The organism is Dolichospermum heterosporum TAC447, from assembly GCF_024584745.1.
Classification (GTDB): Bacteria; Cyanobacteriota; Cyanobacteriia; order Cyanobacteriales; family Nostocaceae; genus Dolichospermum; species Dolichospermum heterosporum.
Genome location: NZ_CP099464.1, coordinates 3,136,562 through 3,156,318, shown reverse-complemented (window position 1 = coordinate 3,156,318; position 19,757 = coordinate 3,136,562). Strand labels below are relative to the sequence as shown.

General features: G+C 38.1%; 17 protein-coding genes. 14 read left to right on the top strand and 3 right to left on the bottom strand.

The features are described 5' to 3' along the window. Window positions 1-29: 29 nt before the first annotated feature. The 8 genes from psb34 to NG743_RS14225 all read left to right on the top strand — a co-directional run bounded on the left by psb34 (window position 30) and on the right by NG743_RS14225 (window position 7,734). Complete coding sequence (gene psb34 / locus NG743_RS14260; protein ID WP_015083315.1) at window positions 30-209, top strand: photosystem II assembly protein Psb34; 180 nt, start codon at window positions 30-32, stop codon at window positions 207-209. 214 nt (window positions 210-423) lie between these two features. Then, a complete protein-coding gene (locus tag NG743_RS14255) occupies window positions 424-2,586 on the top strand; it encodes a tetratricopeptide repeat protein (RefSeq protein ID WP_051424380.1) in 2,163 nt (720 codons plus the stop codon). A gap of 16 nt (window positions 2,587-2,602) precedes the next feature. Continuing rightward, complete coding sequence (locus tag NG743_RS14250) at window positions 2,603-4,474, top strand: ABC transporter ATP-binding protein (protein ID WP_027403401.1); 1,872 nt, start codon at window positions 2,603-2,605, stop codon at window positions 4,472-4,474. Between the two features lie 194 nt (window positions 4,475-4,668). Next, the gene (locus NG743_RS14245) at window positions 4,669-5,643 is read left to right on the top strand and encodes a cysteine synthase A (protein ID WP_027403400.1); all 975 of its coding nucleotides are present in this window, start codon (window positions 4,669-4,671) and stop codon (window positions 5,641-5,643) included. Window positions 5,644-6,192: 549 nt separating this feature from the next. Further along, complete coding sequence (locus tag NG743_RS14240; RefSeq protein ID WP_027403399.1) at window positions 6,193-6,414, top strand: hypothetical protein; 222 nt, start codon at window positions 6,193-6,195, stop codon at window positions 6,412-6,414. A 4-nt stretch (window positions 6,415-6,418) separates the two neighbouring features. Further along, entirely contained in the window at window positions 6,419-6,559 is a 141-nt protein-coding gene (locus NG743_RS14235) for a hypothetical protein (protein WP_257120305.1), read from the top strand. Between the two features lie 203 nt (window positions 6,560-6,762). Continuing rightward, window positions 6,763-7,086, top strand: coding sequence for a (2Fe-2S) ferredoxin domain-containing protein (locus NG743_RS14230; protein ID WP_051424417.1), 324 nt, complete (start codon window positions 6,763-6,765; stop codon window positions 7,084-7,086). Window positions 7,087-7,143: 57 nt separating this feature from the next. Continuing rightward, window positions 7,144-7,734 (top strand): DUF5331 domain-containing protein, encoded by a 591-nt coding sequence (locus NG743_RS14225; protein ID WP_027403396.1) that lies wholly within the window; start codon window positions 7,144-7,146, stop codon window positions 7,732-7,734. A gap of 7 nt (window positions 7,735-7,741) precedes the next feature. Here NG743_RS14225 and ygfZ read toward each other — a convergent pair whose 3' ends face one another. Next, window positions 7,742-8,734: a CAF17-like 4Fe-4S cluster assembly/insertion protein YgfZ gene (gene ygfZ / locus NG743_RS14220; RefSeq protein ID WP_027403395.1), complete on the bottom strand. Its 993-nt coding sequence runs from the start codon at window positions 8,732-8,734 to the stop codon at window positions 7,742-7,744. Window positions 8,735-9,531: 797 nt separating this feature from the next. Beyond that, entirely contained in the window at window positions 9,532-10,065 is a 534-nt protein-coding gene (infC, locus tag NG743_RS14215; RefSeq protein ID WP_015083285.1) for a translation initiation factor IF-3, read from the bottom strand. Window positions 10,066-10,630: 565 nt separating this feature from the next. Here infC and NG743_RS14210 point away from each other — a divergent pair. Then, on the top strand, window positions 10,631-11,533 hold the full coding sequence (locus NG743_RS14210) for an alpha/beta fold hydrolase (RefSeq protein ID WP_193962355.1): 903 nt from the start codon (window positions 10,631-10,633) through the stop codon (window positions 11,531-11,533). 51 nt (window positions 11,534-11,584) lie between these two features. Here the strand turns inward: NG743_RS14210 and NG743_RS14205 are convergent, their stop codons facing one another. Beyond that, window positions 11,585-11,923 carry a BON domain-containing protein gene (locus tag NG743_RS14205; protein WP_193962356.1) on the bottom strand — a complete coding sequence of 113 codons (339 nt, stop codon included), beginning with the start codon at window positions 11,921-11,923 and terminating at the stop codon, window positions 11,585-11,587. Between the two features lie 362 nt (window positions 11,924-12,285). Here NG743_RS14205 and ilvN point away from each other — a divergent pair, with 362 nt between their 5' ends. From ilvN to NG743_RS14180, 5 genes are all read left to right on the top strand, one after another. Next, the gene (ilvN, locus tag NG743_RS14200; protein ID WP_027403392.1) at window positions 12,286-12,804 is read left to right on the top strand and encodes an acetolactate synthase small subunit; all 519 of its coding nucleotides are present in this window, start codon (window positions 12,286-12,288) and stop codon (window positions 12,802-12,804) included. Window positions 12,805-13,364: 560 nt separating this feature from the next. Beyond that, entirely contained in the window at window positions 13,365-15,410 is a 2,046-nt protein-coding gene (locus tag NG743_RS14195; protein WP_257120304.1) for a polysaccharide biosynthesis protein, read from the top strand. Window positions 15,411-15,629: 219 nt separating this feature from the next. After that, window positions 15,630-17,210 carry an AGE family epimerase/isomerase gene (locus NG743_RS14190; RefSeq protein WP_257120303.1) on the top strand — a complete coding sequence of 527 codons (1,581 nt, stop codon included), beginning with the start codon at window positions 15,630-15,632 and terminating at the stop codon, window positions 17,208-17,210. A gap of 206 nt (window positions 17,211-17,416) precedes the next feature. Then, complete coding sequence (locus NG743_RS14185; protein WP_257120302.1) at window positions 17,417-18,334, top strand: glucosamine inositolphosphorylceramide transferase family protein; 918 nt, start codon at window positions 17,417-17,419, stop codon at window positions 18,332-18,334. A gap of 42 nt (window positions 18,335-18,376) precedes the next feature. Next, the gene (locus NG743_RS14180; protein ID WP_257120301.1) at window positions 18,377-19,744 is read left to right on the top strand and encodes a flippase; all 1,368 of its coding nucleotides are present in this window, start codon (window positions 18,377-18,379) and stop codon (window positions 19,742-19,744) included. Window positions 19,745-19,757 lie beyond the last annotated feature (13 nt).

Below are 19,757 nucleotides of genomic sequence, written 5' to 3'. Positions count from 1 at the left end.
AGTAAAGAAAGATAATAAGGAATCACTTCATGCCTTACACAAACGAAGAGGGCGGTCTTCTCAATAACTTTGCTAAAGAACCCAAGCTTTATCAAGCTGAACCACCAACAAACTCTCAAAAGCGTACTTATATTATATTAGGAATTGCAGCGGTGCTTTTAATTGGAGGGGTAATTTTTGTCGCTTTCACTGTCTCTAATGTTAGCTAATTGGAAAACTGTCCTTTAATAGCCTTTCCTGATTTCAGGTTCTTATTTTGATCAAGAGCCTGATTTTTTGCTATAATTGCAAAATACAAGTATAATTATAGTCTTTTTTTTGGTATTCTAGCCCGTAAAACTTGATTCATCCTGAAAAAGATAGCATCTCCGTGAAAATCCAAATTATGAGATGTGACATTAATATTTAATTTATTCAGTCGGGATGTATACAGAAACAAGGGGTAAAACCCAACTAAATACAAGCGTGAATGAAACTGTCCACACAGAAAACACTGGTTTGAATCGGCAAGTATATCAACGCCTAAAACTTGCTCTGAGTCTGGGTTTACGTAGACAAATTTTATTTGCTATATGTGATGATTTACATTTAAGAAACCGGATAGCAGCACGTTTACACTCAACCCTTGCTTATCCAGTGGGCAAGGTTTTATATCAACGAGATAATGTGGGAGACTTTAGCACACCAGCCTATCCACGATTGGTGACAATACGATTAAATCTCAGTGATCCTAATCCCATCGCGCAAATTAACCAATGGTTAGCTAATTACCCACCTCCACTGGTTGGAGGTTCAACAGAGAATCCTGGTCGTCCTTTACCAATTCCAGGATTTCAGATTGTGGGGGTGGAAATGCTGACTAAAGAACCAGTTGCAGTCCAACGTTTATTTTTGAATTATCTCCATTTAAGTGAACAACATTTATCTGGTTATGAATCTAGTCGCTTTTTAGAATCTAGTTTGTTATTTTGGGTTTCTCGTCCTTGGTTATCGGCAATTCAGCAATCAGCACCCAAATTTTGGCATTGTCGCACGGGTGTATTTGTATTTGAGGGAGAACCGACACCAACTATAGATAATAGGGGTTATTCAGAGGTTGTGGCTGACTCCCGTAGTTTAGAACGAGAAAATTTAGATAATTTAATTGTGAATGAGGAAAAGATTTCTCCAGACATTAAAGCCACAAATAAACCTGATTTACCTTTAACAACAACTACAGATTTAAGCACAGAAATACCGGAAAAATCTCCTGTTCCATCTCCTCAAACTACCAATAATCAGCGCGAACTTGCCTTATCTCATATTAATCAGGAGTTGCAAGGATTAATTAAGGAAACAATAACTGCTGATAATAGTGATCAAATTCAACAAATACTTGGAGAAATTGAACAGTTACATATTCAAAAGGCTAAGGAAGAAGAGTTAGGGATAGCTTATCAGAATCTTGGTAATTTCTATCGGTTGCAGATTGAGGAAGGAAAAGCAACGGCGGAAAATTTAATGATAGCAATTCTAGCTTATCAGGAGGCTGTTAGTTATGATGAAAGTTCTCCACAACTTCCAGATGTTTTGAATGATTTGGGGACTCTTTACTGGATGTTGCACCGTATCCCCGATAATTCTGAAGAAGCAAAGATTTATATTCAGCAAGGGATAGATTTTTATAAGTTAGCACTCAAGTTGATTACAGGTGATACTCAGCCGGAAACTTATACTCGTATTCAAAATAACCTGGGTACTGCCTACGGTGATTTGGCTAGGTTTGCTGACGCGGTGGAAAACTGGAATTTAGCGATTGTGGCTTATGATGAGGCGTTGCGTTACCGACAGGAGGATATAGAACCTTTAAAATATGCTGCTTGTCAGAATAATTTAGGTACAGCTTACTGGCATCTAGGACAGTATAATCAGCCTGTGGAACATTTGACAAGGGCGATCGCTGCTTATAAATTAGCAGTTATTCACTATCAACCGACAGATGAACCCCTAAAATATGGCATGATTCAAAATAATATTGGTACTGCTTATTGGAATCTTTCCCAGTATGAACAACCAGTAGAAAATCTCCAGTTAGCAATTCAGGTTTATAATGAAGCACTAAAATATCGGACATCTGCTGATGTTCCCCAAGCCTATGCTGCTACTCAAAATAATCTGGGTATCGCTTACTGGCACTTAGCAAATCAGCCGCAAACAACAAAGGAAGATCAACAAAAACTCATAAAATTATGTATTAATGCCTATGAAGAAACTGTGAATATAGCTCACTCATTTACTAATCTGCCTTTAAATTTTGATTTATATGTGACACACAATAATTTAGCATTAGCTCATCATGATTTAGTGACAAATTTATCTTTTAATGGTGACAAAAAAACACTGTCTCAACATTTAGAAGCTGCTTTAGAAAATCATTTACACGCACTCAGTGGATTTGATAGAAAAACAGAAAACTATCAAACAACAATCGGTTATATTGTTAACATAATTCGTACTTTTCACAATGAGTTAGGAATTCAAGGACAAAATTTAGCTTTGTCTAAACTTCCAGGACAATTGCTACCAGATATTTTGCGGAAGTTGTAAATTAGTAATTGGTGTTATGAAAGAAATAGTTTTAGGGGTTCGCAATCTACAAGTTGAATTTATCAGTGATAGCAGTAAAGTAAAAGCTATTGATGATATTAGCTTTCAGCTACATCAGGGTGAGACTTTAGGAATAGTGGGAGAGTCGGGAAGTGGAAAGTCAGTTACGGCTTTAGCAATTATGGGTTTGTTGCAATATCCGGGAAAAGTGAGTGGAGGGGAAATTTTATTTTCTCGGACAAGTGGACAACCGTTGGATTTATTAGCATTATCACCTGACGAAATGCAGCTTTATCGAGGTGGTGATATTGCGATGATTTTTCAAGAACCAATGAGTTCTTTAAATCCGGTTTATAGTATCGGGTTTCAGTTGCAAGAAGCTATTATGCGCCATCAAAATGTGAATGCAATTGAAGCAAAAAGAATTGCGATCGCCGGGTTGCAAGAAGTTAAACTTTTACCTAGTGATGAACAAATTGAGGAACAGTATCTTGATCATGATTTGTCAGCACCCGGTAGTTTTAAATTGGCACAGTTGGTGAAAGAACACAAAGAAGCTATGCTGGAAAGATATCCTCATCAGCTATCTGGAGGACAATTGCAACGAATCATGATTGCAATGGCTATTTCTTGTAATCCATCTGTATTAATTGCTGATGAACCAACCACAGCTTTAGATGTAACTGTGCAAGCGACAATTCTAGCATTGTTATATGAACTGCAACAAAGCCGCAATATGGCAATGATTTTTATTAGCCATGACTTGGGTTTAATTTCGGAAATTACTGACCAAGTAGCAGTGATGTATAAAGGTAAAATTGTTGAATATGGTGCAGCAGCACAAATTTTCAATAACCCCCAACATCCCTATACTAAAGGACTTGTAGCTTGTCGTCCTAGTCTGAATCGTCGTCCCCACAAACTACTGACTGTTTCTGACTACATGAGTGTAACAGAAGATGAATTTGGAAAAGTGACAATTCAGACTAAAGAACCTGCACAACCAGCGGAAATTACTGGGGAAGAGATTAATGCAAGATTAGCAAATATTCGTTCACAACTACCTCTGTTGTCCGTTAGTAACTTGGAAGTCGGTTTTCCAGTCAGGGGAGTATTTGGCAGTACAAAACGTTACCATAAGGCTGTAAATGGGGTTTCCTTTGATGTTTTTCCGGGAGAAACTTTGGGATTGGTGGGAGAATCTGGTTGCGGTAAAACTACTTTAGGGAGAACGTTGCTGCGATTAATCGAACCGATGAGCGGTAAAATATTATTTAATAAACAGGATATTACTCACTTGACTGGGAAAACTTTGCAGCATTTACGACGAGAAATGCAGATTATTTTCCAAAATCCTTTTAGTTCCCTCAATCCCCGGATGAAGATTGGGGAAGCGATTGTAGAACCTCTGTTGATTCATGGGGTGGGGAAGTCGAAACAACAGCGACAAGCTAGGGTAGTGGAATTGTTGGAACGAGTGGGTTTAAGTGCGGGTGATATGAAAAAATATCCTCATCAGTTTTCTGGTGGTCAGCGTCAACGGGTTTGTATTGCTCGCGCTTTGGCTTTAAATCCTAAGTTTATTATTTGTGATGAATCAGTTTCAGCTTTAGATGTATCTGTGCAAGCGCAAGTTTTAAATTTATTGAAAGAATTACAAGAGGATTTTCAACTAACTTACATTTTTATTTCCCATGATTTAAGTGTAGTCAAATTTTTGAGCGATCGCATTTTGGTGATGAATCAAGGGAAAATAGTGGAGTCAGGGACATCTGAAAGTATTTATCTCCACCCCAAAGAAGAATACACCCAAAAACTAATTGCTGCAATTCCTACAGGTAGTCCAGAAAGGATCAGAAATCGGCACAATGAAATTATGCGGTCGTGAAGCTTAAATTCCTGGATGAAAAAAGGCTGAAACCTCTGCCAGGATTACTTGTGTGTTTTCAAACACCCTCTTAGCGACTTTGCGGGAAACAAAATCAAGATTTGGTTCATTCACATAAAAATGGCTAGAAATGTCAAAATTTGATAGCGAAGCGCTGCTGCAAGCAGATCGGGAAAAACTCAGGTAGATGCAAAATGGATATCAAAAATGGATTTGTTGGTACAATTGGTAACACCCCATTAATTCGTTTAAACAGTTTTAGCGAAGAAACAGGTTGTGAAATCTTGGCTAAAGCCGAGTTTCTGAACCCTGGTGGTTCTGTCAAAGATCGGGCTGCGCTGTATATTATCGAAGATGCAGAAAAAAAAGGACTTCTCAAACCCGGTGGTACAGTAGTAGAAGGAACAGCGGGAAATACGGGAATTGGGCTGGCACATATCTGCAATGTCAAAGGCTATAAATGCTTGATTTTTATTCCCAATACCCAATCCCAAGAAAAAATAGATGCTTTAACTACCCTGGGTGCGGAAGTTCGTCCTGTTCCTGCTGTACCTTACAAAGATCCGAATAATTACGTCAAACTATCTGGTAGAATTGCGGCAGAAATGGAAAACGCCATTTGGGCTAATCAATTTGATAATTTAGCCAATCGTATTGCCCATTATGAAACCACAGGTAGAGAGATTTGGCAACAGACTCATGGTAAAGTAGATGGCTGGGTGGCATCCACTGGTACGGGTGGTACTTATGCTGGTGTGGCAATGTACCTAAAAGAACAAAATCCGGGCGTTAAATGTGTTGTGGCTGACCCTTTAGGTAGTGGACTATATAGCTATATCAAAACTGGGGAAATCAAAATAGAAGGTAATTCTATTACTGAAGGTATTGGGAATAGTCGGATTACTGCTAATATGGAAGGCGCACCTGTTGATGATGCGATCCAAATTGACGATTCTGAAGCCTTGCGTGTTGTTTATCAACTATTAAGAAAAGATGGTTTATTAATGGGTGGTTCAACGGGAATTAATGTCGGTGCGGCTGTGGCTTTAGCTAAACAATTGGGTCCAGGACATACTATTGTGACTATTTTGTGTGACAGTGGTTCTCGCTATCAGTCACGAATATTTAATAGTGCATGGTTAGCCACTAAAGGATTAGTGATCAGTTAGGATTTTTTAGCGATCGCCACACATACAACATATAGTATCATAGTGGCGATTTAGCCTATTTTTAAGGCAAGGAAGGACGAGGAGGTAATTCCGGTTTTGGTGGCTGTTTTTGCTTAGTTGATGATGGTGATGACGGTTTTCCTGGTAATGAACAAAAACGAATTAATATTGATTTCCCAATTTGGATGATTGCAGCTTTAGAACATGAAGCTAAGAGGATGTTTGAAAAGTATCAGAATTAATCGAGATCCCCCCAACCCCCCTTACAAAGCTTACAAAGGGGGGCTAAATTCCTCAAAGTCCCCCTTGGAAAGGGGGATTTAGGGGGATCTGCGGGTGTCAGATCCCACACGAAAAAGTTTTCAAACAACCTCTAAGGGTTTGGGTGTTACTTCTGATTCTATTATTAAATTATGGCTGGCTGAACGTCTGGATAAAAAAGTTACTAGCGGGTAAAAACAGGGAACGGTCAACAGTTATTACTGATCGAAATGATATAATCAGAATTATTACCGTTGTCCGTTTTCCTAACTAGGGGGTAAATCCATCATGGAAAAAATAGAACTTGAATTAGATAGACTGACTTTTGAACGGGCAAAAACTATTGCAATAGTCAATCAGTCAACGTTATCAGAATTGATTACTCAAGTAATTGAACGTTTAGCAGAAATTCAGGAAAAGAAAGATCCCTTAATGGGATTATATGCGGATGTTCCAGAAATCGTTGATGAAATTGTCGTTGAGGCAATGGAAAAAAGAGGATATAGTTGATAAAATGAATAGAGTAGAGAAATCCCTACTTGATACTGATATTCTTTCAGAAATTATTAAACGGGCAAATCCTCAGATTATTGCCAAAGCCGATATTTACTTATATGTTATTTTTTATTCTCAATTTTATTTCTTGCCTATGTAATTCCACTCCTGTGACAGTTGGGGTGCGGAATGTGGGTTAGAAATAACAGGAAAGAGGATTGGTTATCCTGATTGCATGATTGCTGCTATTGCTATTAGTCATAATCTTACCTTAGTTACAGGTAATTTATCTCATTATCAAAGAATTCAAGATTTGGGTTATTCACTAATACTAGAGAATTGGCGTTTATAGTCAAAATGGCGATGAATGAATTAATATCAAATATCCAAAGTCAGGAACAGCCCCTTCTGATTTCTGTAAAAGTATGTCAACATCGTACTTGTAGAAAACAAGGTGCAAAGGAAGTTTTAGCGGCTTTACACGATTTACCTATACCTAATGTGACAGTCACATCTAGTGGCTGCTTAGGTCAATGCGGTAATGGTCCAATGGTGCTAGTTTTACCCGAAATGGTTTGGTATTGTCGGGTGTTACCCCAAGAAGTACCCAGATTGGTGGAACAACATTTATTAGGTGGTAAAAGAGTGAAGAAAATGCTTTATTATCGGTTTCATCCCCAGGGATAAAGATCACTGAAAATATATAAATGCTGTAATTTGGTACAGTAAGAAGTGAGGGAATGAATGGATATTCAGCATTTACGTCAATCATTAAAAAAGAAGTGGCTAATTTATTACGAACAAAATCGTCCTTGGCTAGTGAAAATGCGAATATGGAAAGATTATTATGGTATTCGCCGACCTTCTTCTGGTTACATCTTAGCGACTTTATCTACTTTAGAACCAGAGTTAAAAAAAATTCTCCCTTTCATTTTGGATTTAAACAATGATCCTGATCAGATAATTGCAGCTTTGTGTTTGCACTTCAATCCTGAACAGGAGTTAAACTTATTAAAATCCCAGCATTCTACCGCCAAAAATGAGATTGTTAGTACCTCTCCGGCTCATATAGCCCTGACAGACTCACCTGTACCCAAAGAACATAAACAGGTGTTATTGAAAATGACTACAGGCATTTCTGTGATTGCAGTTGCTACACCGATTCATGATCATTCTTCAGTTAAGCTACCTCTCGGATTGGGAAGGGAACAAATAGATAAACGATTGATAACTACGGGATTTCCTAGCCCAAATATTCCCCGGATTTCATCTACTCATAGCAGTATTTTGCCTTCTTGGATAGATGAATTGTGTCCAGGTAGGGGAAATGGGTAATGGACAATTAGACATGAATTGATGGATATTCGTGGGAGACAAAGGGAATAGCAATTATTTCTCCTGCTACTTCTCCAACTTGCACTTTTAAGCCAACTCCACCAGCTTTACTCCTGATGTAAACTAGTCCAAAATGACCATCAGGAGTGGTTGTATAGCTAGTGAGTTTACCTACTTTTTCTTCGCCAATGGTGATTACTGTTCCTGGTTCAGCCGCAGCACTAAGACGAATTCCCCAAAGGTATTGTTTTACACCTTTATATGTATTAAGTCTGGCAATGGTTTCTTGACCGATATAACAACCTTTATTAAAGGAAACTGCCTGCCATAAGCCCACTTCCAGAGGGTTATAATCATCCGTGAGTTCCGAGTCGGGAGCGGGACGACCTTGTAATATTCGTAACATTTCCCAAGTGCGATCGCTCAATTCCACAGCCCCCAATGACCGTATTTTCTCCCACCATGTTTGTTTTTCAGCGCGGGGTAAAATCAATGTATATCCGGGTGCAGCCAAGCCGCTACCCACCGCAACTATCACCCCACCAACCAAAATGTGATTACCATTTGGTTGACCAATTAAATCACCAGCCCCCAATTTTTCGATAACAGCATGACTTTGGGGTCCAATGAGGCTTAATATTGCTGTTTCTTCTGTCACATCAGTTAATTTAACCTGATCAGAAGGGAAGATATACCGATCTAACCATTTCATAAGTTCCTGACGACGGTTCGGGGAAACCAATAATAAAACAGCATCATTTAAGACATAAGCCGTGACTAAATCTATCGTGCGGGCTGTAGATGTCACCATCACAGTATCGCAGCCCTGACCAGGTTTACGAGATTTAAAATCATTAGTGCTTTGATTGTGTAAGAAGCGAAGACGATCATCGCCAGAAATACGGATAAGTCCCCAGGGAGAGCGATCGCACACTACCACCCCTTCCCGTACCGATTGCATAGCATTTACATCTTTAGTATCAATTGCGGATGTTAACATAGTGGTACAAAGTTATCCTTAATTTTAATATTATCTTTTGAAAAAAATTAGCAAATAATTTGGTAATTAGCAAAAACTCTTGCCAATACCCTATTCTGCCATACAATAGCGATCGCGTCCCTGTTCTTTATCATGATATAACCGTGAAGGCAGGAAACTCTTAACAGAGAACAGAGAAAATTTTAATAGTCATATTATTTCCGCCAAGCTGTACTAGTAGATTCTGACCATGAAAAATTCAGAAAGTAGGGGCGCAGGGTCTGCGCCTAGAAACGATTCATCAATAACAGCATGAAATTGATTTACCCCAACCCGTAATGGCTATTAAGAATGGTTGCTTTATTTGCACCATGCTGTACTAGATTTACCCATAAACTTTCCTGTGCTTTAATAGTACCTAGTGACTCTTATTTCATAACATAGCAAAAGTCCTGAACAACTGAGGATGATTTTTCGCACTCAGCCGTCAGGACTATCATTTTAGAATAAATTGACATAAATCTAATTATGGATGAATGCTGAGGGAATAGGACAAATCTCCCCGGTGTCAATTTTAGATCCTATTAGTGACATACTCAACACACCCCCTTATGCCTTGCGGCACGCTTGCGCGAACAAGTGAGTGTGGGCTTCTCGGCGACTCTTCCATGAAGACATTGACCGAGCTTTAAAGCCATAAGCACTAGTACAACAAGGTGTAAGTGAACGAACCATTTTCAAGCCCTTAATCAATCAAATTTTCGGAGCTTTTAATAGTCATATTATTTACGCCAGCCTGTACTAGGTTGTTGACGAAATTATTTTTTTGGTGAAATCAGCATCATCATATTCCGCCCTTCTTTCTTCGGTGCTTGCTGAAGTTCACCAAAAGGCTCTAAATCCGTAGCCATTCGTTTAAGCAACGTTTCTGCCAAGTCACTGTGTTGAATTTCCCGCCCTCGGAACATCACAGTAGCCTTAACTTTATCGCCATCTTTGAGGAAGCGTTCGGCTTGTTTAACGCGCACATTATAGTCATGTTCTTCTATCTTGTAGCGCATCTTCACTTCTTTTACATCAGCTGTGTGCTGCTTCTTCCGGGCTTCCCGCGCCTTCTTCTCCTGCTCAAACTTATATTTCCCATAGTCCATTATTCGACATACTGGCGGATCAGCCTTGTCACTAATTAGCACTAGGTCTAATTCCTTTTCCTCTGCTAATTGTATCGCTTCCTGCGGAGTTATAATTCCCAGTTGTGCGCCATCAGTGTCAATCACCCGAATTTTCGGGAAGCGAATCCGTTCGTTAATTTGGGGCAGATCGCGAGTTCTTTTTTTCTCAATCACAGGCATTATGATTAGTGGCAGCTCTTTAGTTAAGATTTTGGACTGGTCTTGATTTAGTTAGTTTAGTTTGATATGCCATTGAAGGCAAAATACAACAGTAACTCAGAATTGGAAAATGAATATCCCTCTCTAGTGTAGCAAATTTATAAGAGAAGTTCGATCAAGTCGTTGACTGTATAGCCGGACTCTGAGTTGATTCCACTGCATTATTTAATGTAAATTACATGATATTTGACACTAATAACTATTGTTACAATTTTCTTCTGAGATACATAGAGGTATGATATCTAGAAGATGTTTCTATGATAGCAAAATTAGGTATACATTGAAGCTAACCAAATATAATGTAACATATTAAGAAACAACGCACAAAATTAGTAGTCTCCAACTAAGTAGGTTGGCGTTGAAAATTGTCGTCATAGCAAGGCAAGAGGCAAGAGGCAAGAGGCAAGAGGCAAGAGGCAAGAGGCAAGAGGCAAGAGGCAAGAGTAAAGAAGTTTTCAGCAATTTTACGTTTCTTTACACAGCTTGGTTTTATTGTGTTCACCGACTTAATCATTAAGAGATAACTGTGACTACCGCAAGAGATTGGCAGCAAAGAGTTGGTAATCAAAGGGATTGGGTGTGGCGTGGTTGGCAAACCCGTTATACTTATATTCGTCCTCCCCATGATTATGCAAGAACAACACCCTTAATTTTACTTCATGGTTTCGGTGCTTCCATTGGTCATTGGCGACATAATTTAGAGGTTTTGGGTAAGTCTCACACGGTTTACGCTTTGGACATGATTGGTTTTGGGGCTTCGGAAAAAGCTGCAACTAACTACAATGTGGAATTGTGGGTAGAGCAGGTTTACGATTTTTGGAAAACTTTTATCCGTCAACCAGTGGTTTTGGTGGGTAATTCCATCGGTTCACTGATTTCCCTAGTCGCAGCCGCTAACCATCCTGACATGATCCAGGGGATAGTGATGATCAGTTTACCTGATCCTAATTTGGAACAAGAAATGATTCCGACTGCTTTGCAACCTCTTGTCAGCGGGATTAAAAGTATATTTACTTCCAGATTAATATTAAAACCGATATTTTATTTTGTGCGTCGTCCTAGTGTGCTGCGCCCTTGGGCTAGTTTAGCTTATGCCAATCCCGAAGCGATTACTGATGAACTTATAGATATTTTAGCAGGACCACCCCAGGATAGGGGATCTGCTCGTGCCTTTAGAGCCTTGTTCAAAGCCACAACAGGGATTAATTTTAGTCCTAGTGTCAAGAAAATTTTACCAAACTTAACAATTCCTATGCTGTTAATTTGGGGAACAAAAGACCGATTTGTGCCGCCAAAACTAGCAAATCAATTTGTGGGCTACAATGAGAGACTGCAATTGCTATATCTGGAAGATGTCGGTCATTGTCCCCATGACGAATCACCAGAACAAGTTAACCAGGCGATTTTAGATTGGATTAGTAATGGGTAATGGGTAATTGCCTGTCCTCATCAACAACTTATTTAGCAAACTCTAATTAATCTAATTTAAATTAACTTGTGTAGTATCAACATCTGTAGTGCCATCAACAGTGTAAGCTACGGCAACTAGTTGATTAAGAATATCCTGAGTGGGAACTTGACCTTTTAGTACCACAATGCTACCTGTTTGAGCAACCCAGAGAGTATCAATATCATTAAGGTCAGGATCTTGATCAAATGCTAATGCTACTCGCTTGGCTAAACCACTTTGATCATATTCTCCATTTAGTCCTATACGCTCTGGTTCTATGGTTTGTGTATTAGCATCATAGCTAGAATTTGGATTAACTTGGGTGCTTTCCGATTTTTCTAAGCCAAACATTCTTTGCAACCAACCCATAAATACTTTGTTCCTGTCAATTTTCACTGCTGATGACAATATATGGCGTTAAGTTAAAGGCTGCATCTACCTTTAAAAATAGATATATCTAAATTAGTAATATTCCTGCTAAGAGTTAGATATTTATGATCATGGTGTATTACTCTGTCGCCAACACATCTTACGGATATTTATGGCTGATACCTCCCGTAAGGGATACAAAAATTAAATATTATTCTTATGGATAACTTTTCCACAGGAACGGAATGATTGCAATTATTAAGTATAAAATAAAAATTCAGACCGACAATGCAGCGTAGTAGAAACTCGCTTTGCAGTCATGAGTGCCGGTCTGCGTTCATGTCATGCTCCTTTAGTCGCCGATGAAACATACGCTGTCAGTTATTGTGGAAGATGAAGCGGGGGTTCTATCCCGCATTGCTAGTTTATTTGCTCGTCGGGGTTTTAATATTGAAAGCCTGGCTGTGGGACCTGCGGAACAGAATGGAGTATCCCGAATTACGATGGTTGTCCCTGGCGATGATCGCATTATTGAGCAACTTACTAAACAACTATATAAGTTGGTTAATGTTCTCAAAGTGCAGGATATTACAGAAATTCCTTGTGTAGAAAGAGAATTGATGCTTCTCAAGGTTAATGCTACTAGCATTAATCGTTCGGAGATTATTGAATTGTCTCAGATTTTCCGAGCGCGAATTGTAGATGTGGCTGAAGATTCTTTAACCTTGGAAGTTGTTGGTGATCCTGGTAAAATGGTGGCGATTGTGCAAGTGCTACAGAAATTTGGATTGAGAGAAATTGCTCGCACAGGTAAAATTTCTCTGACTCGTGAATCGGGTGTGAATACTGAATTACTGAAGTCGTTACAAGCAAAAGTCTAGTACCGCAAAACAGAATTAAACATTAGTAATTAAAAATTCACACAGCAAATTCAACAGGCTGTTTATGGATTTTTAATAGTTGGATTAAAAGTCAACAATCGGAGTTTTCGCTCCAATTAAGCAGCAGATATGGTGTAAACACTATACTTGCTGCTATTATTTTTATTTAATAGGGAATTTGTGTCAAACTGGCATGACTTAAGCAGTGGAAATTTGATAAAACCTCTATAAGTTCAAGATAAAAAATAATAACCCATACATTAATGTTTATGTTTAGTTGATATTTATCAACGCTATGGCATTTTCATTTAATTGGTGAAGATTTATTTTTGTAAATCACCACATAATTAATTAAGAGGGTGATTGGAAGGGAGCAGATTGCAGATTAATGAGGTACAGAATCTAAATTTGAAGCCGGACAGTAAGCCAGTTTTACTTCTGAATCCTTACTGCTGCTGCCAGACGGTGATTTGAATATGTCATGTCTTTGAGATTATCAATTAGAATCTCAGGTGTTTATCTAGTGAAAAGATTTCATATATTTTCCTGGAGATGTTGATGTGAATATCCTATTTTTCGTCTCTCATTTTACTGTTCAGAAAACAATTAAAACCTTATCCAATCAATTAAGTAAACTTAGAAATAGACATTGGTTTATTTTTGATATTACTATTTTTGCAATGACACCATTGCTAGCATTATCCTTGCATTTTGATGGTGATCTGAATTTGCAAGAATATATTTCACAGTTAGCAGTTGCTACAATTTTATTTTTAGTAGTTAAACTAATTGTTTTTTGGGGATGTGGTTTTTATAAACGCTATTGGCGATATGCAAGTATTGAGGAAGTAATCTACATAGTCATGTTGATGATGGGTGTGATAGTCATCCAAACAACGCTATTTAATATATTGGATAAAACATTCAATATGCTATTAGGTAATCTTCCGCAATCACTACCAATTTTGGAGGGAATACTTTCTGGTATTTGTGTGATTGCACTACGGTTTAGTGTGCGGGTTGTAGAAAGGGTAAATCATAGACAGAAAATATCTAAGCATAGGGAGAGAGTGCTGATTATTGGTGCGGGTAATGCGGGGGTTTCTCTTGTGGAAGATATGCAAAGAAATCCCCAGTTTGGGGTTTATCCTGTAGGCTTTATTGATGACGATATCAAAAAACAGCATATACATTTACGGGGAATTCCGGTATTGGGCGATCGCTATAAAATTTCCGAGGTAATCAAAACATTAAAAATTCAGAAAATTATTATTGCCATGCCTACAGTTTCTGGACAAATTATTCGAGAAATTGTTGATATTTGTCAAGCCAATGGAGTCCAACCTAGTACTTTACCAGGAATACATGAAATCCTCAATGGTCGTGTCCGAGTAGATAGTATTAGAGATATCAAAATTGAAGACTTACTCAGGCGAGAACCTATTCATATAGACATTAAAAAGGTGTCTAAATTTATTAAAGATAAAACAGTTTTAATTACAGGTTCAGGAGGATCAATTGGGAGCGAACTATGTCGGCAAATTTTCCGTTGTCACCCAGCAAAAATTATCCTGATTGGACATGGAGAAAATTCGGTTTTTAATATCCAACAAGAACTAGAACAACTAATCCAAATTCTCAAAAATAATGGTCAATCAGTCATCAATATACCGCAGATTTATACATTCATTGCTGATATTCGAGTGCGATCGAGATTAGAACACGCTTTTGAGAGATTTAAACCAGATGTAATTTTTCATGCTGCTGCTCATAAACACGTCCCTTTGATGGAATTAAATCCCGCAGAAGCAATTACTAATAATGTCATTGGCACCAGAAATTTACTACAGGTAGCACTGCAATATAATGTCGAACATTTTGTCATGATTTCCACAGACAAAGCAGTTAATCCGACCAATGTAATGGGTGCGAGTAAGAGAGTAGCTGAAATGCTAGTTTTACAAGCAGCAAAACAAAGCGGTAAATCCTATGTAGCTGTAAGGTTTGGGAATGTTTTAGGGAGTCGAGGTAGTGTAGTTCCTACTTTCCAAAAACAGATATTAGCCGGTGGACCAATTACAGTTACTCATCCCGATATTTGTCGTTACTTCATGACTATACCGGAGGCTGTACAACTAGTTTTACAAGCATCTGTTCTGGGTCGTGGTGGTGAAGTTTTAATGTTAAATATGGGTGAACCTGTAAAAATTGTGGATTTGGCGAAGGAATTAATCCATCTTTCGGGATATGAGGTTAACAAAGATATTGACATAGTATTTACGGGTTTAAGACCAGGAGAAAAGTTATTTGAAGAGTTGTTTATTGAGGGAGAAGAGTATGAAAAGACGGAGCATGAAAAACTGTTAGTTGTGAAAAATGCGAGCCAGATTCTTCCTAGTTATTTGGATATTACAGTAGAAAGATTGCTAGGAGTAGCAGCTAAGAATGATGCTGATTCGATTATGGCATTGCTGTCACAATTGGTAGCTGGTTACGAGCCTAAATATTTAGAAAAAAATGGCTTAGGAGATACTGAAATAAATACTGTTTTCATCCCAATTGCCAATAGTAATATCTTGGCAAGTACTGAGCCACAAGGGGTGTAATTAATAATAAATAATTCAGATATAAACACCACAAAGTTCAAGGATATAAGTAGGTGAACACAATAAAACCAAACTATGTAAAGAAGCGTAAAATCGCCCAAACCCTCTTGCCTTTTGCCTCTTGCCTCTTGCCTTTTGCCTTGCCATAACGACAATTTTCAACGCCAACCTACTTAGTCAAAGACCAGAAAGAATTATCCCTATCCAAGGCAATTGAAAATGAAGCAAAGTTCCCAAAAATTTATTGTGACTTTATTGTTAGCTACTGTGATGATTTTGTGGTACTACCCAAAGAGTTTAGAAGGATATGCTCTAGACCTAACTCATATCAAACTTGCAGGCGGCAAAGAAGAGGCTTACTATATCGCCGGGGATAAGTTTCTCATAGCTGGCTTTGACATCATGGATAGATACTGGAGTGAGATTGCTAAAACAGGTAAGCATCTTCTCCGGGGTCACTTAGACAATTACTTGCCGATCGCACTTAAGTCACTAGATTATCAGCCTGCCGAAGCAATGATGGGTTTATTTGCTGAATCTTTCTTTTCTAATCGCAATCATAATACAGGACTAATTCCCTTCTCCTATGACTCGCCAGATCAGTTCACCAAAATGAGTACAGGGAACAAGCAACCTGTGGCGTTAGTAAGTAAAGGAGTTGAAATTTGCCAGTGGTTTCCTAACGACTTAAATCTACTGAAAAAGTGTGTAGCCTTGGCGGAGGCAACTATCAAGTACTTTGACTTTAACCTGGAGTCGGGAAAGAAGGGTGGGATGTGGGGCTGGGTAGAGGTGAAAGATGGTCAGCCAAAGAGTAAGCTGACCCTAACACAGGATTACGGTGCAATAGCTAATGGGTTAGCCTATTTGTCCCAGAAAACCGGTGATCCTAAGTTTATAAAATGGGCAAACCAGAAATTAGAGTTTGTTTGGGATAACCGAATGAACCAGCATCTGGCTTTACTAGAAGAGCAATTCACCCCTACTAAAGCCTTCATTCGTCCAGAGGAAAGGTCTAGCGATACAGACACCCTATACTACGTGCGGCAACTGTTTGATCTCCACGAACTGACGGGTGAAAAGAAATATCTAGATAGGGCAATGGAAGTAACGAATGTATGGTACGACAAGGCATGGGTCGAGCAGTGGGGTCACTTTATCCGCAAGCTTAATCCCGATGGGAAGCCCGCTGTGAATCAGCTTTATGGTGACGGTAAATACAATACTCTCTATATCCTGGTTCAAGCCTATCGTGCCACCAAAGACGCTAAGTACATTCAGCGGTTCAAGCAAGCGTGGGATAATTTGCTGAATATGGGAAAGGATGGATTCGTACCGGAATATATTGAGCAAGGAAAGATGGTCAATAAGTATGACTTAGATCAACAGCAGACTATCTTTCTCGACATCCTTGTGGCAGCCTATGAAGCCAGTGGAGATAAAGAAATCCTAGAGGCAGCAGAAAACTTGGGGAATCGGATCTTGCAACGGGGCGAAAAGGTCATGCGGATGGAAGGGGGTCAAGCAGGACAAGCATTTTTGCGCCTGGCATTAGCACGGCAAAAAATCAGCCGTTTACAGGTGGCAGTAGGTAAAGCTGGTACGCCAATGAAGGTGACGCAGAACGGAAATAGGGTTCTAGAGGTTATTGTTCCCGCCGAGGTGGCAGTAGTTTATCTACCAGAAGGTATGTATAACTTAGAAGTTGGCAAGCATGGATTCAGTCGGAAAAAGAATATTCGGTTGGGTGGTAACAACAATGAGAAATTTTCTATTGTTTCCTGTGATTTATCTAAGTAGGGTTTGCTGATAGCGTGGCGTTAGCCATACTCCTGAATGGGCGCAGGCCCTGCGCCCCTACCTCCTGAAACAGTAGTTATTCACTCCCCCCCTCTAAAATTATCGAAACCCTTGATCTCTCGTTAAAGATAGGGGGGGTGTGAACAGTTACCTGAAACAACTTCTTAGAATTAGAAACTGCATTAAATATTCGGAGATTAATAGATATGAATTTTGCCAAAAAATTTATCAAACAATTTGTAAAAAAGCAAGAAAATTGGTCAATTGGAATTTATGTAGGCACATCTCTTGTAGATTTTGTTGCTCCTGAAAATATCAACAACCCAGTTTTGACTGCTAAAGATGTAAAAGATGTGCTAGCCGAATTCGTCGCAGACCCATTTATGATCAATGAAAATGGGATTTGGTATATGTTTTTTGAAGTCATGAATGCCGATGATCAGAAGGGTGATATCGCCCTAGCAACTAGCACTGATGGTTTTAGTTGGACTTATCAACAAATTGTAATTGATGAATATTTTCACTTATCTTATCCATATGTTTTCAAGTGGAATAATCAGTATTATCTGATTCCAGAAAGCAATGAAGTCAACTCTATTCGCCTCTATAAAGCAGTTGATTTTCCTACGAAATGGACTTTTGTTCAAGATTTAATGTCTGGTGATAAATATTCTGATGCTTCTGTTTTTTACTTTCAGGATTATTGGTGGCTTTTGACTTCAGTAAAAAGTAGCGATGTTTTATATTTGTACTATGCAAATGATCTTTTGGCAACTTGGATTGAACATCCTAAAAGTCCGGTCATCAAGGGCAACAAAAATATTGCTAGACCAGGAGGTAGAGTCATAGTATCGGATGGCAAAATCGTTAGATATACTCAAGATGATGAACATTTATATGGTAATCAAGTTCGAGCATTTGAAATAACCGATCTAACAACTGAAAATTACGAAGAGAAACAAATCAGCAAAGATTCAATTATTAAAGGAAGCGGCAGGGGCTGGAATAAAATAGGAATGCATAATATAGATCCTCATAAAATTGATGAAAATAAATGGATAGCCTGTGTAGATGGTTATCAAACATCTTGGAACTTTCGTAGTCGCAAGCATAATTCTTTGTGAATCACATAATTTATAAAAAATTATCAAAAATGAGTAAAGCAAATGATGAAGATAAAAAAAATATTAGTGTGTAATTACTTGCTCAAATTCAGGAAAATCGTCAAAGATTTTCATCCAGAAAATCGTCAAATTATCGGTAATACAGGTTGGCTTTTCGTGGGAAAAGTTTTTAGATTATTTATAAGTCTTTGCATGGGAACATTAGTAGCACGTTATCTGGGACCGGAAAAGTTTGGTACACTTCAATATGCTTTGGCTTTTTCCAGTTTCTTTCTGCCACTATCCACTTCACAAATGGGCAAAATTGTAACCAGAGATTTAGTCCAAAAACCAGTATCTAAGGATAAGATATTAGGCACAGCTTTTATTGTTCAAATTATTGGTGGAATCCTGGCAGCCACATTGTCAATAATGTTTATTAAGATAATATATCCCCAATCTTCTTATATTCATCTATTAGTTGCAATTGTAGCTATTAAATTTATATTTAATTCTTTCCAGCCAATTGAAAATTGGTTTGAATCTCAAGTTAAATCTAAATTTCAAGTGTTAGCTAGTAATTTAGCTTTTTTAATAATAACGGTTATAAAAATTTTCCTCATTGTATTTAAAGCACCTTTGTTTTTATTCGCTAGTATTATTAGTCTAGAAGCAATAATTTATGCAACTGGATTAATATTTTATTATCAACTAGATCATCAAAATATTAGAACGTGGACAACGGATTTCCAGTCAATTAAATATTTGATCCGAGAGTCATATCCTCAATTTCTATCAACCACAGCTATTTTAATTTATGCCTCACTTGATCAGGTGATGTTAGGAAGTATGGTTGGTCATAGTTCAATTGGAATTTATTCTAGCGCAGTGATTCTCTGCGAATCCTTGTCTTTTTTACCCCTTATAATTAGTTCTTCATTATATCCAAGTATGATTAAGGCTCAAAGCCTTAGCAAATCTACATACAGAAATAAGCTACAGAAAATTTATGATTTCACTAGTCTTCTCGCCTATGCTATTATAATTTTAATCGTTCCCTTGTCAGGCTTTTTAATAAATCTCCTGTATGGAGATAATTATCAACTAGCTAGTCCTATTCTTTCTATTTATATATTTACTTCTCTATTTACATTTCAAGGAGAAGTGATGAGCAATTGGATAGTTACAGAGGGACTGCAACATTTTAATTTATACGCGAAACTAGTAGGATTAGCGGCAAATATTATGCTCAATCTATTACTTATACCTCTTTACCAAGGAATTGGAGCAGCAATTGCAACTCTGGTATCTGCTTCGCTTGCTAACTATTTCTGCTTTCTTTTTTGGAAAAAAACTAGAACAAATGCAATACTTACAACCAAGGCTTTATTATTACCATTTAGATTACTAAAGTTGTTAAAGCGTAGTTAAATAATAAATTAAG

Bases quoted from the DNA above. Each gene is read 5' to 3' on its own strand.
- psb34 (WP_015083315.1), top strand. From the start codon at position 30: ATGCCTTACACAAACGAAGAGGGCGGTCTTCTCAATAACTTTGCTAAA.
- NG743_RS14255 (WP_051424380.1), top strand. From the start codon at position 424: ATGTATACAGAAACAAGGGGTAAAACCCAACTAAATACAAGCGTGAAT.
- NG743_RS14250 (WP_027403401.1), top strand. From the start codon at position 2,603: ATGAAAGAAATAGTTTTAGGGGTTCGCAATCTACAAGTTGAATTTATC.
- NG743_RS14245 (WP_027403400.1), top strand. From the start codon at position 4,669: ATGGATATCAAAAATGGATTTGTTGGTACAATTGGTAACACCCCATTA.
- NG743_RS14240 (WP_027403399.1), top strand. From the start codon at position 6,193: ATGGAAAAAATAGAACTTGAATTAGATAGACTGACTTTTGAACGGGCA.
- NG743_RS14235 (WP_257120305.1), top strand. From the start codon at position 6,419: ATGAATAGAGTAGAGAAATCCCTACTTGATACTGATATTCTTTCAGAA.
- NG743_RS14230 (WP_051424417.1), top strand. From the start codon at position 6,763: ATGAATGAATTAATATCAAATATCCAAAGTCAGGAACAGCCCCTTCTG.
- NG743_RS14225 (WP_027403396.1), top strand. From the start codon at position 7,144: ATGGATATTCAGCATTTACGTCAATCATTAAAAAAGAAGTGGCTAATT.
- ygfZ (WP_027403395.1), bottom strand. From the start codon at position 8,734: ATGTTAACATCCGCAATTGATACTAAAGATGTAAATGCTATGCAATCG.
- infC (WP_015083285.1), bottom strand. From the start codon at position 10,065: ATGCCTGTGATTGAGAAAAAAAGAACTCGCGATCTGCCCCAAATTAAC.
- NG743_RS14205 (WP_193962356.1), bottom strand. From the start codon at position 11,923: ATGGGTTGGTTGCAAAGAATGTTTGGCTTAGAAAAATCGGAAAGCACC.
- ilvN (WP_027403392.1), top strand. From the start codon at position 12,286: ATGAAACATACGCTGTCAGTTATTGTGGAAGATGAAGCGGGGGTTCTA.
- NG743_RS14190 (WP_257120303.1), top strand. From the start codon at position 15,630: ATGAAGCAAAGTTCCCAAAAATTTATTGTGACTTTATTGTTAGCTACT.
- NG743_RS14185 (WP_257120302.1), top strand. From the start codon at position 17,417: ATGAATTTTGCCAAAAAATTTATCAAACAATTTGTAAAAAAGCAAGAA.
- NG743_RS14180 (WP_257120301.1), top strand. From the start codon at position 18,377: ATGATGAAGATAAAAAAAATATTAGTGTGTAATTACTTGCTCAAATTC.